Source organism: Wenyingzhuangia heitensis (assembly GCF_011762155.1).
Taxonomy (GTDB): Bacteria; Bacteroidota; Bacteroidia; order Flavobacteriales; family Flavobacteriaceae; genus Wenyingzhuangia; species Wenyingzhuangia heitensis.
The window spans coordinates 1,091,373-1,105,397 of sequence record NZ_JAASQL010000001.1 but is presented as its reverse complement, the minus strand read 5'-3'; the positions used below and the strand labels follow the sequence as shown (position 1 = coordinate 1,105,397).

Genomic DNA, 14,025 nt, shown 5'->3' with positions numbered 1-14,025 from the left:
TTATTTATTCAAAAATTAACAAGTTCTCACTTTTTTTAATTTCAGTTTCATTCATCAACATTTTAAAATATTTACCTGAATTGTAAGTAGCTGCTTGATTGCTATAGTACGGACTGTTAAAAACTCCGGATTGTCCTGTAGGCACTACTCCATAAGAATTTTCTACATCCGAAAAATCGATAACTCTACGAGAAGAAGGCCCTGCATTAGAAGCATACAATCCATCTTCAGTATAATCAAACATGGTATTATTAATGGTTTCATTTCCTCCTACAATTGGAGTTTTAGCAACATTCAATATTTTTTTTAAGACATCCATTTTAGCCAAAGCATGTTCATGAGTAACGGTGTGTACTTTTTTCCAATGCCATTCGTCTACATTTTCTCCTAATTGTGCCTTTAACTCAACCACCGATTCTTTAAAACTTTTCATCACTATTGTTTTAAAAGTTTCTTTTTGTGGGGTAGTAACATCATCCCACCAAATAGAATTTGGATTGTGTATGTATTTATTTTGAGTCCTTTTGCTTAAATGAGAATCTACGTATTCTTTAAAAAACACATCTCCCAACTCATCTTTAAAAGTATATTTTAACAATTTAAAATTTAATTTATTGTAAATAGTAGGTCCCACATTTAACAGTCCGTGATCTCCTTTCCATTTTATCAATCTGTCTAACACCAACAATTCATAAGGACTAAATTTTTTAATTTCCAATCCTTTTATCATTGCTTTTATGTTGTTTAACACCACTGTGTTTGTATGACTTGTTGTTAAACTTAGCACATCGCTTACTGTTAATTTTTCTTTTTCTTCTATTTTTTTGTGAATCGCTACAGCCCTATCTTCAGACAAATAATATCCTTGATACAATTCTCCTTCTACAGCTTGGGGTTGTGTGTTAGATGTAATTACGTATCCTTTTGATGGATTTACTGCTTTTGGATTTTTATCAAAATCAATCCATGTTTTTTGGGTATGAATAGAATCCATTCCATTTAAAATAAAACGAGTATTTACAGGTTTATCAAATTGATACAACTGCCCTACCGACCACAATCCAATATTATCATTCTTATCTCCGTACACAAAATTTAGCCCTGGAGATGAAAAACCTCTTAAACTGCTTTCAAAATCTTCTAAACTTTTTGCGTGATTTATTCCATAAGAAGTTTGCAGCACTGTATTGGGTTTTTCATTAAACACCCATTGTACCGCTATTGGGTTTACGGAGTCTAACGTTGGTAGCTGGCTATTAAAAACAGTCCCTAAAGTTGTTTTTTTAATTTGTATTTTCTTTTCTGCCCCTCCTTTAATTTTAATCACCTTATCAATATATTTATAAGTATGTGTTCCTGTAGAGGTTTTGTATTTTGTACTATCTGTAGGATGATTTTGTAAAGTATAAAAATCCATATCATCATTTTCAAACATGGTCATTCCCAAAGCATAATCTCTATTGTGAGACAATAACGGAAAAGGCATTAAACCTAAATAAAAACCATAGCGTTCGTAATTTGGAGTTTTTATGTGTGCCTGATACCAAACACCTGGTTGTGCATAACCAATATGCGGATCGTTTTCAAACAACACTTTGCCTGTACTTGTTTTTTGTGGTGACAATACCCAAGCATTGCTCCCTATAAACTGTGGAAAAGGTATCTTTTTAAGAAGTGTTGTAACATTTGCTAAAGCTTGCTGTGTTTCTCCATTGTAATTTTCTTGATATACCGTACGTTCATCAACATCAATAGCCAAATCTTTTAAGTATTCTTTTCCGTACGTTGATTGAATATACGTTAACAAAGGATCTACTTTAAAAGCATGTGCAAAATTAAAAGCCATGTAAGCTGTTACATAATACATATCTTTTACCGTGTAATGTTCTTTATCAATACCTAAAAGTGTAAATTCTAAAGGAGTCGTTTCATTATCTATATAAGAATTTACTCCTTTTAAATATGCCTTTACTAACTTTTTTACTTTCGGATTTTTATCTAAAGCAATTACTTGTTTGTTGATAGTTTCATCAATTCCCAAAGAAGAAAAAAACACGTCCAACTCCACCAAGTCTGGTCCTAAAACTTCTGACAATCTTCCTGCTGCAATTCTTCGTAACAATTCCATTTGCCACAAACGGTCTTGTGCGTGTACATACCCCAAAGCCATCATGGCATTTTGTTCTGTTTCTGCAAAAATATGAGGCACACCAATAGTATCAAAATAGACCTCAGTATCTGTCAATCCATCAATTTTAACTGTTCCTTTATAAACGGGTTTTAAGTTTTCTAAGTATAGATAAACACCTAATACCAACAAAATAGCAATGGAAAGAATTGCCCATAAAATTCTTTTAAAAATTTTCATTGTTCATTTAATTTTAAACGCCATTAAATATAAAGATTCTAGTTTCTTAGACTTAGGAAAAATCGCTTAATTTTTGTTAATTTGTTACTCAACCTATCTAAAAAAATGAAGAAATTACAAATGGTTGACCTAAACAGTCAATACCTAGATATTAAAGAACAAGTTGATGCTTCTATTCAGGAAGTTTTAAACAATTCTACTTTTATTAACGGACCACAAGTAGCTTCTTTTAAAAATAATTTAGCCACATACTTAAATACAAATCACGTAATTCCTTGTGCCAACGGAACCGATGCTCTGCAAATTGCTTTAATGGCTTTGGAGTTAAAACCAGATGATGAAGTAATTACGGTAGACTTTACCTTTGCTGCTACCGTAGAAGTTATTCAACTTTTAGGATTAACTTCTGTTTTAATAGATGTAGAAGAAGATACTTTTAATATGAGTATTACGGCATTAAAAAAAGCCATCACTCCAAAAACAAAAGCCATTATTCCCGTCCATCTATTTGGTCAATGTGCCAATATGGAAGCTATTTTAGAAATAGCCAAAGAACACAATTTGCATGTGATAGAAGATACTGCACAAGCTTTAGGAGCTGAGTATATTTTTAGTGATGGAACTAGCAAAAAAGCAGGAACTATGGGAACCATAGGAACCACGTCTTTTTTCCCATCTAAAAACTTAGGTTGTTATGGAGATGGTGGTGCTATTTTTACCAACAATGATGAATTGGCTCACAAACTAAAAGGAATTGTAAACCACGGAATGTATAAAAGATATTATTATGATGTGGTAGGTGTAAACTCTAGATTAGATAGCATTCAAGCTGCTATTTTAGATACAAAACTTCCTTTTTTAGACACTTATAACAAAGCCAGACAAAAAGCAGCTACTTATTACAATAATGCTTTTAAAAATTGCGAGTTAATCACAACTCCAATCACCTCTTCTTTTTCTACACACGTATTTCATCAATATACTTTAAAAATAGGAGCAGGAAAAAGAGATGAATTACATGAATATTTAAAGGAACTAAACATTCCCAATGCCATTTATTATCCTGTGGCCTTACATAGTCAAAAAGCGTATTACAATGAAAACGTTATAGAAGATAACTTTGCCAATACAAATAGATTGATTGAACAAGTAATATCTTTACCCATGCATACCGCTCTAGAAACAGAACAACTAGAGTTTATAACAAACGCAATACTTAAATATTTAAATAATACATATTAACATGGCTAAGCAAATACTAGTTACCGGAGGTTTAGGATTCATTGGATCTCATACCGTAGTGGAATTACAGAATGCAGGATTTGATGTGGTAGTGATTGATGATTTATCAAACACAACCATTAAAGTTTTAGATCAGATTACAGAAATTACTGGAACAAAACCAGTTTTTGAACAAATTGATTTAAGAATTAAGGCTGATGTAAAAGCGTTTTTTGACAAATACCAAATTGATGGTATTATTCACTTTGCAGCTTTTAAAGCAGTTGGAGAAAGCATGCACAAGCCTTTGGATTATTATGAAAACAACCTAGGTTCTTTAGTCTATTTATTACAAGAAATGAGAGATAGAAAGTTAGACAACTTTATTTTCTCTTCTTCATGTACTGTATATGGTCAAGCAGATGAATTACCTATTACAGAAAAAGCTCCTGTTAAAAAAGCAGAATCTGTATACGGAAACACCAAACAAATTGGTGAAGAAATTATTGAAGATGCAACCAAAGCTCACGACTTTAAAGCCATAGCCTTACGCTACTTTAATCCCGTAGGTGCTCACCCAACTACAAAAATTGGAGAATTGCCAATTGGAGTTCCTCAAAACTTAATTCCATTTATTACACAAACAGCAGCTGGTTTACGTGCAGAATTATCTGTTTTTGGTGATGATTATGATACTCCTGATGGAACTGCGGTAAGAGATTATATTCACGTAGTAGATTTGGCAAAAGCACACATTGCTGCCTTACAACGTTTAATTGATAACAACAACAAAGAAAAGTTTGAATACTTTAATGTTGGAACAGGAACAGGAAGTTCTGTGTTAGAAGTTATCAATGCTTTTGAAACAGCAAACAGCTTAAAATTAAACTACAAAATTGTAGATCGTAGAGCTGGAGATATTACAGCAGCTTACGCAGATACTACTATTGCCAACAAAGAATTAAACTGGAAAACTGAGCTTAGCTTAGAGACCGCTTTAAAATCTGCTTGGGAATGGCAGTTAAAACAAAAATAAATAGCCTACGCTAATCATATTAAAACCCTTTCTAGTTTATAGAAAGGGTTTTTTGTTATATTTAAACCAAAAAAATATGGAACAGAAATTAAAAACAATAAAGATCATACATCTTGCTATTGTATTAGGAGTTAGCGTTGGGTATTATGTATTAGGACACATTACATCTCTAGACCAAATAACCAAGCTACCTCACATTACCAAAGACTCCATTATTTATGCAATTATTCCTTTAGCAGCCGTTATTATTAGCTCGGTATTATTTCGTATAAAGCTTCAAAAAATAGATAATTCCCTTTCTTTTGAAGAAAAATTAGAACCTTATCAAGCTGCTTCAGTGATGAGATGGGCAATTTTAGAAGGAGCAGCTTTTTTCCTTATTATTTTAAAACCAACATTCATCACCTTAGGAATTATTTTAATTGTTTACATTCTTTTACTAAGACCTATAGAAAGTAAAATAAAACGCGATTTAAAACATATTGATTAAATAACTATGAATGTAGAAATTAAAGAAATTTCGGCAACTAATTTTCTATTCCTACCTCATACAGGTGTAGATAATTTAGAATCTACTTTTAACAAACTAATTGCTTGGGGAACTCCATTACAACTTTTAGAGGATGAGAATTCTAAAATAGGTAGAATTTTTCATGATAGTTTTACCAATACAGCCCCTAACAAAGTTAGAATGAGTATTGGTTTTAAGACTTCTGCATCTATAGAACAAGATTCTTTAATCAGTAAAACAACAATCCCAAAACATAAAGCCATTGCTGGAAGTTTTACCATTTCTTTAGAAGAATTTCAAAATGCTTGGAGTCAACTTTACCAATGGATGCATAAAAACGGACACAAACCCTCTTATGTAGCTCCTTACGAAATATATAACAACGATTACAGGCAACATTCTGAACAAAAATGCGATGTTACTTTATACATTCCAATATTCTAAACACAAATGAACAGAGCCGATTTATTGATTAAAGAATTAAACCTATCAGAACATCCTGAAGGAGGTTATTTTAAGGAAACTTATAGAAGTGACGGAATAATAATTAGCCATCATTTATCTATGGAGTTTAATGGAAACAGAGCTTATGGAACTAGTATTTATTTTTTATTAAAATCTAACAGTTTTTCAGCTTTTCATAAAATCAATCAAGATGAAATTTGGCATTTTCACGAAGGAAGTCCTGTAAGGATTCATCAAATATCTCCAAGAGGAGAATATACTTCTGTTGTATTGGGGAGTGATGTATTAAATAAGCAACAGTTTCAACACGTAGTTCCTGCCAATTATTGGTTTGGTGCTACGGTAGAAAATAAAGACAACTATACTTTGGTTGGTTGTACGGTTTCTCCTGGTTTTGATTTTGATGATTTTACACTGGCTAAAAGAGCCGAATTAATATCTCTATTTCCAGAACATCAAGAAATCATATCAACCTTAACAAATTCGTAAAAAAAATCTCTTCTAAAACTAGAAGAGATTTTTTTTATCTTAAATACTTTGTAGTCTATACTAATTCTGCACTACTTCTAGCAACAGATCTATCTATTTTTGCAAACAAACCTTGTAATACTTTTCCAGGTCCAACTTCAATAACTTCAGTTGCTCCATCAGCAATCATAGCTTGTGCACACTGTGTCCATTTTACAGCTCCTGTTAATTGAGCTATTAAATTTTCTTTAATTTCACTAGGATTTGTAACTGCTTTAGCCACAACATTTTGATACACAGGGCAAGAGGGTTGGTTAAATTGTGTTGCCTCTATTGCAGCTGCCAATTCTTCTTTTGCAGGTGCCATTAATGGGGAATGGAATGCTCCTCCAACAGGTAATAACAATGCTCTACGTGCTCCTTTTTCTGTTGCCAATTCACAAGCTGCTTTTACCGCTTCTAATTCTCCAGAAATCACCAATTGTCCAGGACAATTAAAGTTTGCAGCTACTACATCTCCCTTAATTACAGCACAAATTTCTTCTACTACAGCATCTTCTAATCCTAAAATTGCTGCCATCGTTCCTGGTACAGAATCGCATGCTTTTTGCATAGCATCAGCACGTTTCGCTACTAATTTTAATCCATCTTCAAAAGACAAAGTTCCGTTAGCTACCAAAGCAGACAATTCTCCTAAAGAGTGTCCAGCAACCATATCTGCTTTAAAATCATCTCCTAAAACTTTTGCCAGAATTACTGAATGTAAAAATACAGCTGGCTGAGTTACGTTGGTTTGTTTTAAATCTTCTGCAGAACCTTCAAACATTATTTTAGTGATTTCAAATCCTAAAATCTCATTTGCTTGTTCAAACAATTCCTTAGCCAATGGTGAGTTATCGTACAAATCTTTCCCCATTCCTGTAAACTGTGCTCCTTGTCCAGGAAATACATATGCTTTCATAAAAATTAGTTTTTCTAAATTTTGTGGGGCAAAAATAGTAAAAAAGGACTAATCCCGTGTTTATTAGCCAAAAGAGTTCTAGTTTTGAATTTATAATGACCTTTTATATGATCTCATCCAAAGAAAAACAAGCCTCTGTTATATATTTAATTTTAGCCACACTTTTTATTACTTCTTTAGTAGTTTCTAACTTAATTTTTCAAAAATTCTTTTATTGGGAACCTTTCGGTTGGTATCGTTTTGAAATTTCTGTGGGAATTCTTCCTTACCCTATTACTTTTTTAATTACCGATACCATTTCGGAAATTTATGGAAAACGAAAAGCCAATCAAGTGGTGATTGCCGGAATTTTTGCTTCAGTATTTTCTATGTCTATTATTGCTCTGGCTAATTATGTTCCTGCCATTGCTACTTCTCCTGTTAATGATGCTGTTTTTACCCGTGTTTTTGGCTTGTCTCCTTTAGGAGTATTGGCTTCTATGCTTGCTTATTTAACAGCACAATTTGTAGATATTAAAATTTATCATTTTTGGAAAAATTACACACAAGGAAAACATTTGTGGTTGCGTAACAATTTTTCAACTTTTACTTCTCAATTTATAGACACTAGTTTGGTGGTAGGTTTGCTTTGTTTGTTTAACGTACTTAGCTGGAACTCTTTTGTCCCTTTGGTGATTAGCGGATTTTTATTTAAAGTAATCATAGCCATTTTAGACACTCCACTACTCTATGCCATTGTTTTTTACATAAAAAAGAAATTCAACTTAAAAACAAATGAAGAAATTACAACGCTTGTTTTGTAATGATGTCTAAAAATTTTCAACTAAAAGCTACAGATACAAACCCTCTTTTATGAAACCTGTTTCTTTAATTTTTGCTTTATTCATCAGTTTTGCACTACAGGCTCAAACTGAAATATGGAATAATTTGCTACAAAAACATGTAGATAAAAATGGATTGGTAGATTATGATGGTTTTGCAAAAGACAAATCTCAACTAAATTCTTATTTAGCATATGTAAACAACACAACTCCTAAAACATCTTGGTCTGTAAATAAAACCAAATCTTTTTGGATCAATGCTTATAATGCGTATACCATCCGTTTAATTTTAGACAATTATCCTTTGCAATCTATTACCAACATCAAACAACAAGATAAAAATGCTTGGGAAATTTCTTTTGCCAAAGTTGGAGGAAAAAAATATACACTAAATCATATTGAACATCAAATTTTAAGAGAACAGTACAAAGATCCTCTTATTCATGTTGGTGTAAATTGTGCATCTATATCTTGTCCTGTTTTGCCAAACAAAGCCTTTACAGAAAAAAACATCAATGAGCTTTTAACTCAAGGAATGACTGATTTTATAAACGATAAAAACAGAAATAATCTAAGTTCTGATATCGTGGAATTGTCACAAATTTTTAATTGGTTTCAAGATGATTTTACTCAAAAAACAGATTTGATTACTTTTATCAATCAATACAGTCACATCAAAATAAATAAGGATGCAAAAATTGTGTACAAAGAATACAATTGGGCATTAAACAATCAAAAATAAAGTCATGCAAAAAACATATTACGATCCAAAGGATTTAAAAGATTTTGGAAAAATTAGCGAGTGGGATCAAGAATTAGGAGATAAATTTTTTGAATACTACGGTAAAGTTTTTGAAGACGGTGCCTTAACTGCTCGTGAAAAATCTTTAATTGCCTTGGCAGTCTCACACACCGTACAATGTGCTTATTGTATTGATGCTTATACAAGTGATGGTTTAAAACGTGGTTTAGAGCGTGAAGAGATGATGGAAGCTGTACATGTAGCTGCTGCCATAAAATCTGGAGCAACGTTGGTTCACAGCGTACAAATGATGAAGAAATACGATAAACTATCTATGTAATTTTTTAGTATGAAGTACAAAGTTTTAAGTACGAAGAAAACGTACTCTTAAAAAACTCTGTACTCTATGCTTAATACTTAGTACTAAGAACATGAAATCACTCGCAAAAAGAAAAGATAGCTTAGCAGATCCTAAAAACCAATTGGCATTGTTTAACAGTGGAGTTTTTGCCAATGGAGAACTGCCTACTTTTAAACAAAAAGTTTCTGAAAGCAACCAATATCCCATAAAACCTAATAAACTTGAAATATTTCAGGTAAATTTAGGATATATGTGTAATCAAGTTTGTGCGCATTGCCATGTAGATGCTGGTCCAGATCGTAAAGAAATTATGACTACTGAAACCATGCAGCTTTGTTTAAATAAGCTAAAAGAATCTGGAGCTACAACTTTAGATTTAACAGGTGGTGCACCAGAAATGAATCCTAATTTTAGATGGTTTGTAGAAGAAGCTAGCAAAATTGGGGTGCAAGATTTTATTGTACGTTCTAACTTAACCATTCTTAGAGCCAATAAAAAATATTACGACATGCCACAGTTTTTTAAAAAACACAATGTGCATGTAGTTTCTTCTTTGCCATTTTACAAAAGAGGAAAAACAGATAAACAACGTGGTAACGGAGTTTTTGATGCCTCTATAAAAGCTTTAATGGAATTAAATAAAGTAGGTTATGGAATAAAAGGAAGCGGACTAAAATTAGACTTGGTTTACAATCCGTCAGGAGCTTTTTTACCTGGAAATCAAGCAGAATTAGAGCAAGAATTTAAAACTGCCTTAAAAGAAGATTTTAACATTACCTTTAATCAACTATTTTCTATCACCAATTTACCAATCAGTAGGTTTTTAGAATTTTTAGTAGCATCTGAAAATTATGAAGATTATATGGACGAATTAGTAGATGCTTACAATCCATCTGCTGTAGAAAATGTAATGTGTAAAAACACCATTTCTATAGATTGGAATGGAGATTTATATGATTGTGATTTTAACCAACAATTAGATTTAAAAGTAGCTACCAAAGGAAAACATATTTCTGAATTTGATGTAGATGCTTTAAGTAAAAGACAGATTGTAGTCTCTCAGCATTGTTACGGATGTACAGCTGGTGCAGGTAGTAGTTGTCAAGGTACAATTAGCGATTAGAAAAAAAAACAACTCAATAAATTAACATATAGCATAAAATGAGCGATCAACTCTTAATTATATTTATACGCAAGCCCGAATTAGGAAAAGTAAAAACACGTTTGGCTAAAGAGACTTCTGATGAAGTTGCCTTGGCTGTTTATAAAGATTTACTAACACATACCCACCATATTACCAAAGATTTAGAAGTTGACAAATGGGTTTTCTATACCGATGAAATTGAATTTGAAGACATTTGGGATGAAGGAAACTTTATGAAAATGATTCAGGCAGAAGGAGATTTAGGAAACAAAATGCAACAAGCAGCTTTTAAAGGTTTTGGAGCTAATTATTTAGAAATTGTAATTATTGGTAGTGATATAGAAGAACTATCTACCGAGATTTTAGAAGATGCTTTTGAACAAGTAAAACAACAAACCGTAATTGGTCCAGCAGAAGATGGTGGTTATTATTTACTAGGGTTAAACGAACCTAGAACCGATCTTTTTACCAACAAACAATGGGGGACAGACTCTGTACTAAGAGATACTTTGATTAATTTAGAAAATGAAGAAATTTTTTTATTAGACGAACTAAATGATATTGACTATTTAGAAGATATTGAAGAAGATTCAGCATTGTATCATCATGTAAAAAATTATAAATAAAATGACTTTAGAGCATATTCAAGAAAGTGTCAATTTTATACACAAACAAGGAATTACAATTCCAGAAACAGGAATTATTTTGGGTACAGGTTTGGCCAAATTAGTAGATGAAATTGATATTCAAAGAGTTATTAATTACGAAGATATTCCACATTTTGTAACAGCTACTTTAGAATCTCATGCAGGTAAATTAATTTTTGGAACTATAGAAGACAAGAACGTAGTTGTAATGAGCGGTCGTTTTCATGCTTATGAAGGTTATAGTTTTAACGAAATTACCTACGGAGTTAGAGTTATGCAAGCATTAGGTATTGAGCAGTTGTTAATAACCAATGCTGCTGGAGCAGTTAATCTAGGCTTTAATAAAGGAGAGTTAATGTTAATAGATGATCATATTAATCTACAAGGTGGTTCTCCACTAGCCTTTAAAAACGCTAAAGATTTTGGAAATATTTTTGTAGATATGTCTGCTCCTTACCATAAAAATTTAAACACCAAAATTGAAGAAATTGCTCATATTAACAATATCAATCTTCATAAAGGGGTATACGCTTCTGTAGTAGGACCTCAATTAGAAACTAGAGCAGAATATCGTTATTTAAAAACCATTGGTGCCGATGCTGTAGGTATGAGTACAGTTCCCGAAGTAATTGTTGCCAATCAACTAGCATTGCCTTGTGTTGCAATTTCTGTGTTAACAGATGAATGTGATCCTGATAACTTAAAGCCTATCAACATTCCCGAAATTTTTGAAATGGCTGCCAAAGCAGAACCCCAATTAACCATTCTTTTTAAAGAATTACTTAAAACATTATAAAATGAGTTATTTAGAAACCACAAAAAACGTATATAAAGAAGCTGCTCTTACCCCTGATGTAGGCTTGTGTTGTACAACCAACCCTATTTGGGAATTACCAGGCTTAACCATTCCTAAAATTATGCAAGAAATGAACTACGGTTGTGGTTCTACAGTTCATGCTCGCGATTTATCTCGTAGTCCAAAAATATTATATGTAGGTGTTGGTGGCGGAATGGAATTGTTACAATTCGCATATTTTTCTCGTCAAAAACAAGGTGTTATTGGTATTGACGTGGTAGACGAAATGTTAGATGCTTCTGCTAAAAACTTTAAAGTTGCAGAAGAGCAAAACGATTGGTTTAAAAGCGATTTTGTGGATTTACGCAAAGGAGATGCAATGGCATTACCGGTAGAAGACAACTCTATTGATGTAGCAGCACAAAACTGCTTGTTTAACATTTTTAAATCTGATGATTTAAAGAAAGCGATTGCTGAAATGTATCGTGTTTTAAAACCACACGGAAAATTGGTGATGAGCGACCCAACTTGTGAACAACCAATGAATGATACTTTACGTAACGACGAACGTTTACGTGCTTTGTGTTTAAGTGGAAGTTTGTCTATTGCAGATTATGTAAAAGCATTAACAGATGCAGGTTTTGGAACCATTGAAATTAGAGCTAGAAAACCTTATCGTATTTTAGATCCTAAAAATTATCCTACAGATAAATTGATATATATTGAATCTATTGAAGTAGCTGCTATTAAAGATCCTATGCCAGAAGATGGTCCTTGTATATTTACAGGTAAAGCTGCTATTTACTATGGTGATGAAGACTTTTTTGATGATGGTTTAGGACATACTTTATTAAAAAATCAACCTTTAGCTATTTGTGATAAAACAGCACAAGCTTTAAAAGATTTGGGTAGAGATGATATTTACTTTTCAGAATCTACTTTTCATTACGATGGTGGAGGATGTTGTTAAAAAACACAATACTCTATAAAAGCACGACACAAGTCGTGCTTTTTTTTTAACTTTTCTAAAAAACTTACAATCAGCATTTAATACATATTGATTTTAAATTAACGCTAAATTGTTAAGTTCTTTTCTATCAATCGACCTATTCAACTCAAACATCATCCCATGAAAAACATTGTTATTATTGGTAATGGAGTTGCTGGAATAACAGCAGCAAGACACATCCGAAAAAAATCTGATCATAAAATTACCATCATCTCTGGAGAAACTAAATACTTTTTTTCTAGAACAGCATTGATGTATGTTTTTATGGGACATATGAAGTTTGAACACACTCAACCCTACGAAAACTGGTTTTGGAAAAAAAACAGGATAGATTTGGTTCAGTCTTATGTAAATAATGTTGACATTAATACTAAAACCTTAAAACTAGACAATGGAGAAACTTTAAGTTATGACGATTTAATTATTGCAACAGGATCTAAACCAAACAAGTTTGGTTGGCCTGGTCAAGACCTAAAGGCTGTAACAGGAATGTACTCTAAACAAGATTTAGATACGATTACTGAATATGCTAAAGATTGTAAAAGAGCTGTAATAGTTGGTGGAGGATTGATTGGTATTGAAATGGCTGAGATGTTAGCCTCTAAAAATATTCCTGTTACTTTTTTGGTTAGAGAAGCTAGTTTTTGGAATGGTGTGTTACCTGCACAAGAATCAGAAATGATTAACAGACACATTAAAGAACATCATATAGATTTGCGTTTAGAAACCAATTTAGTAGAAATTTTAGGTGATGAACATGGAAGAGTTAAAGCCATAACAACAGATAAAGGAGAAACTATTGAATGTAATTTAGTGGGCTTAACAGCAGGTGTAAGTCCTAATGTAAATTTTTTAAAAGATTCTGGAATAGAATTAGACAGAGGTGTTTTGGTAAACAGACAACTAGAAACTAATATTCCTAACATATATGCTATTGGAGATTGTGCCCAACAGCACCAAGCCATTGGGGAACGCAGACCTATAGAGGCTGTTTGGTATACAGGTAGAATGATGGGAGAAACCGTAGCTAGAACTATTTGCGGAACACCTAGTACATATCAACCTGGACATTGGTTTAATTCTGCTAAATTTTTAGACATAGAATATCAAACTTATGGGTGGATTTGGGCAAAACCTAGAGAAAATGAAGCTCGTTTTTATTGGGAACATAAAGATGGTAAAAAATCTATTCACATTAATTATGATAAAAACACCAAAGAATTTATAGGAATTAACAACTTTGGAATTAGAATGAGACACAATGTTTTTGACAAGTGGTTAACAGAAAAACGCACTATAGAACATGTTTTAGAGCATTTAAAAGATGCCAATTTTGACCCTGAATTTTATGCACAACACGAAAGTGAAATTATTCAAAAGTTTAATATAGAAAACGGAACAAGTTTGGTCACCAAAAAGAAAAGTTGGAAAAGAATTTTTCAGAAAGCCTAGTTAAAACATCATCTAATTTTATC

The 14,025-nt window shown here is 32.3% G+C and carries 15 protein-coding genes; 13 read left to right on the top strand and 2 right to left on the bottom strand.

The features are described from left to right. Nucleotides 1–4: 4 nt before the first annotated feature. Nucleotides 5–2,368 (bottom strand): penicillin acylase family protein, encoded by a 2,364-nt coding sequence (locus FHR24_RS04755; RefSeq protein WP_167184621.1) that lies wholly within the window; start codon nt 2,366–2,368, stop codon nt 5–7. A 105-nt stretch (nt 2,369–2,473) separates the two neighbouring features. Here FHR24_RS04755 and FHR24_RS04750 point away from each other — a divergent pair, with 105 nt between their 5' ends. The 5 genes from FHR24_RS04750 to FHR24_RS04730 all read left to right on the top strand — a co-directional run bounded on the left by FHR24_RS04750 (nt 2,474) and on the right by FHR24_RS04730 (nt 6,090). Then, a complete protein-coding gene (locus tag FHR24_RS04750) occupies nt 2,474–3,610 on the top strand; it encodes a DegT/DnrJ/EryC1/StrS family aminotransferase (RefSeq protein ID WP_167184618.1) in 1,137 nt (378 codons plus the stop codon). Nucleotide 3,611: 1 nt separating this feature from the next. Beyond that, entirely contained in the window at nt 3,612–4,625 is a 1,014-nt protein-coding gene (gene galE / locus FHR24_RS04745) for a UDP-glucose 4-epimerase GalE (RefSeq protein ID WP_167184614.1), read from the top strand. A gap of 76 nt (nt 4,626–4,701) precedes the next feature. Beyond that, nucleotides 4,702–5,115 carry an MFS transporter gene (locus FHR24_RS04740; protein ID WP_167184611.1) on the top strand — a complete coding sequence of 138 codons (414 nt, stop codon included), beginning with the start codon at nt 4,702–4,704 and terminating at the stop codon, nt 5,113–5,115. A 6-nt stretch (nt 5,116–5,121) separates the two neighbouring features. Next, nucleotides 5,122–5,580 carry an AraC family transcriptional regulator gene (locus FHR24_RS04735; RefSeq protein ID WP_167184608.1) on the top strand — a complete coding sequence of 153 codons (459 nt, stop codon included), beginning with the start codon at nt 5,122–5,124 and terminating at the stop codon, nt 5,578–5,580. A gap of 6 nt (nt 5,581–5,586) precedes the next feature. Continuing rightward, entirely contained in the window at nt 5,587–6,090 is a 504-nt protein-coding gene (locus FHR24_RS04730) for a cupin domain-containing protein (RefSeq protein ID WP_167184605.1), read from the top strand. Nucleotides 6,091–6,145: 55 nt separating this feature from the next. Here FHR24_RS04730 and fabD read toward each other — a convergent pair whose 3' ends face one another. After that, nucleotides 6,146–7,030, bottom strand: coding sequence for an ACP S-malonyltransferase (fabD, locus tag FHR24_RS04725; protein ID WP_167184602.1), 885 nt, complete (start codon nt 7,028–7,030; stop codon nt 6,146–6,148). Nucleotides 7,031–7,137: 107 nt separating this feature from the next. Between fabD and FHR24_RS04720 the strand changes: the two genes are divergently transcribed. From FHR24_RS04720 to FHR24_RS04685, 8 genes are all read left to right on the top strand, one after another. Next, nucleotides 7,138–7,833 carry a queuosine precursor transporter gene (locus tag FHR24_RS04720; protein ID WP_167184599.1) on the top strand — a complete coding sequence of 232 codons (696 nt, stop codon included), beginning with the start codon at nt 7,138–7,140 and terminating at the stop codon, nt 7,831–7,833. Nucleotides 7,834–7,882: 49 nt separating this feature from the next. Further along, nucleotides 7,883–8,593, top strand: coding sequence for a DUF547 domain-containing protein (locus FHR24_RS04715; protein WP_167184596.1), 711 nt, complete (start codon nt 7,883–7,885; stop codon nt 8,591–8,593). Nucleotides 8,594–8,597: 4 nt separating this feature from the next. Further along, a complete protein-coding gene (locus FHR24_RS04710) occupies nt 8,598–8,933 on the top strand; it encodes an arsenosugar biosynthesis-associated peroxidase-like protein (protein WP_167184593.1) in 336 nt (111 codons plus the stop codon). Nucleotides 8,934–9,024: 91 nt separating this feature from the next. After that, nucleotides 9,025–10,077, top strand: a complete 1,053-nt coding sequence (arsS, locus tag FHR24_RS04705) for an arsenosugar biosynthesis radical SAM (seleno)protein ArsS (protein ID WP_167184590.1) — start codon at nt 9,025–9,027, stop codon at nt 10,075–10,077. 38 nt (nt 10,078–10,115) lie between these two features. Then, nucleotides 10,116–10,724, top strand: coding sequence for a TIGR04282 family arsenosugar biosynthesis glycosyltransferase (locus FHR24_RS04700; protein ID WP_167184587.1), 609 nt, complete (start codon nt 10,116–10,118; stop codon nt 10,722–10,724). Between the two features lies 1 nt (nt 10,725). Next, nucleotides 10,726–11,541: a purine-nucleoside phosphorylase gene (locus tag FHR24_RS04695; protein WP_167184584.1), complete on the top strand. Its 816-nt coding sequence runs from the start codon at nt 10,726–10,728 to the stop codon at nt 11,539–11,541. A 1-nt stretch (nt 11,542) separates the two neighbouring features. Continuing rightward, nucleotides 11,543–12,511: an arsenosugar biosynthesis arsenite methyltransferase ArsM gene (gene arsM / locus FHR24_RS04690; RefSeq protein ID WP_167184581.1), complete on the top strand. Its 969-nt coding sequence runs from the start codon at nt 11,543–11,545 to the stop codon at nt 12,509–12,511. Nucleotides 12,512–12,670: 159 nt separating this feature from the next. Continuing rightward, complete coding sequence (locus FHR24_RS04685; protein ID WP_167184578.1) at nt 12,671–14,002, top strand: NAD(P)/FAD-dependent oxidoreductase; 1,332 nt, start codon at nt 12,671–12,673, stop codon at nt 14,000–14,002. Nucleotides 14,003–14,025: the final 23 nt, after the last annotated feature.

Excerpts from the sequence above, each read along its gene's own strand:
- FHR24_RS04755 (WP_167184621.1), bottom strand. The coding sequence starts at position 2,368 with ATGAAAATTTTTAAAAGAATTTTATGGGCAATTCTTTCCATTGCTATT.
- FHR24_RS04750 (WP_167184618.1), top strand. The coding sequence starts at position 2,474 with ATGAAGAAATTACAAATGGTTGACCTAAACAGTCAATACCTAGATATT.
- galE (WP_167184614.1), top strand. The coding sequence starts at position 3,612 with ATGGCTAAGCAAATACTAGTTACCGGAGGTTTAGGATTCATTGGATCT.
- FHR24_RS04740 (WP_167184611.1), top strand. The coding sequence starts at position 4,702 with ATGGAACAGAAATTAAAAACAATAAAGATCATACATCTTGCTATTGTA.
- FHR24_RS04735 (WP_167184608.1), top strand. The coding sequence starts at position 5,122 with ATGAATGTAGAAATTAAAGAAATTTCGGCAACTAATTTTCTATTCCTA.
- FHR24_RS04730 (WP_167184605.1), top strand. The coding sequence starts at position 5,587 with ATGAACAGAGCCGATTTATTGATTAAAGAATTAAACCTATCAGAACAT.
- fabD (WP_167184602.1), bottom strand. The coding sequence starts at position 7,030 with ATGAAAGCATATGTATTTCCTGGACAAGGAGCACAGTTTACAGGAATG.
- FHR24_RS04720 (WP_167184599.1), top strand. The coding sequence starts at position 7,138 with ATGATCTCATCCAAAGAAAAACAAGCCTCTGTTATATATTTAATTTTA.
- FHR24_RS04715 (WP_167184596.1), top strand. The coding sequence starts at position 7,883 with ATGAAACCTGTTTCTTTAATTTTTGCTTTATTCATCAGTTTTGCACTA.
- FHR24_RS04710 (WP_167184593.1), top strand. The coding sequence starts at position 8,598 with ATGCAAAAAACATATTACGATCCAAAGGATTTAAAAGATTTTGGAAAA.
- arsS (WP_167184590.1), top strand. The coding sequence starts at position 9,025 with ATGAAATCACTCGCAAAAAGAAAAGATAGCTTAGCAGATCCTAAAAAC.
- FHR24_RS04700 (WP_167184587.1), top strand. The coding sequence starts at position 10,116 with ATGAGCGATCAACTCTTAATTATATTTATACGCAAGCCCGAATTAGGA.
- FHR24_RS04695 (WP_167184584.1), top strand. The coding sequence starts at position 10,726 with ATGACTTTAGAGCATATTCAAGAAAGTGTCAATTTTATACACAAACAA.
- arsM (WP_167184581.1), top strand. The coding sequence starts at position 11,543 with ATGAGTTATTTAGAAACCACAAAAAACGTATATAAAGAAGCTGCTCTT.
- FHR24_RS04685 (WP_167184578.1), top strand. The coding sequence starts at position 12,671 with ATGAAAAACATTGTTATTATTGGTAATGGAGTTGCTGGAATAACAGCA.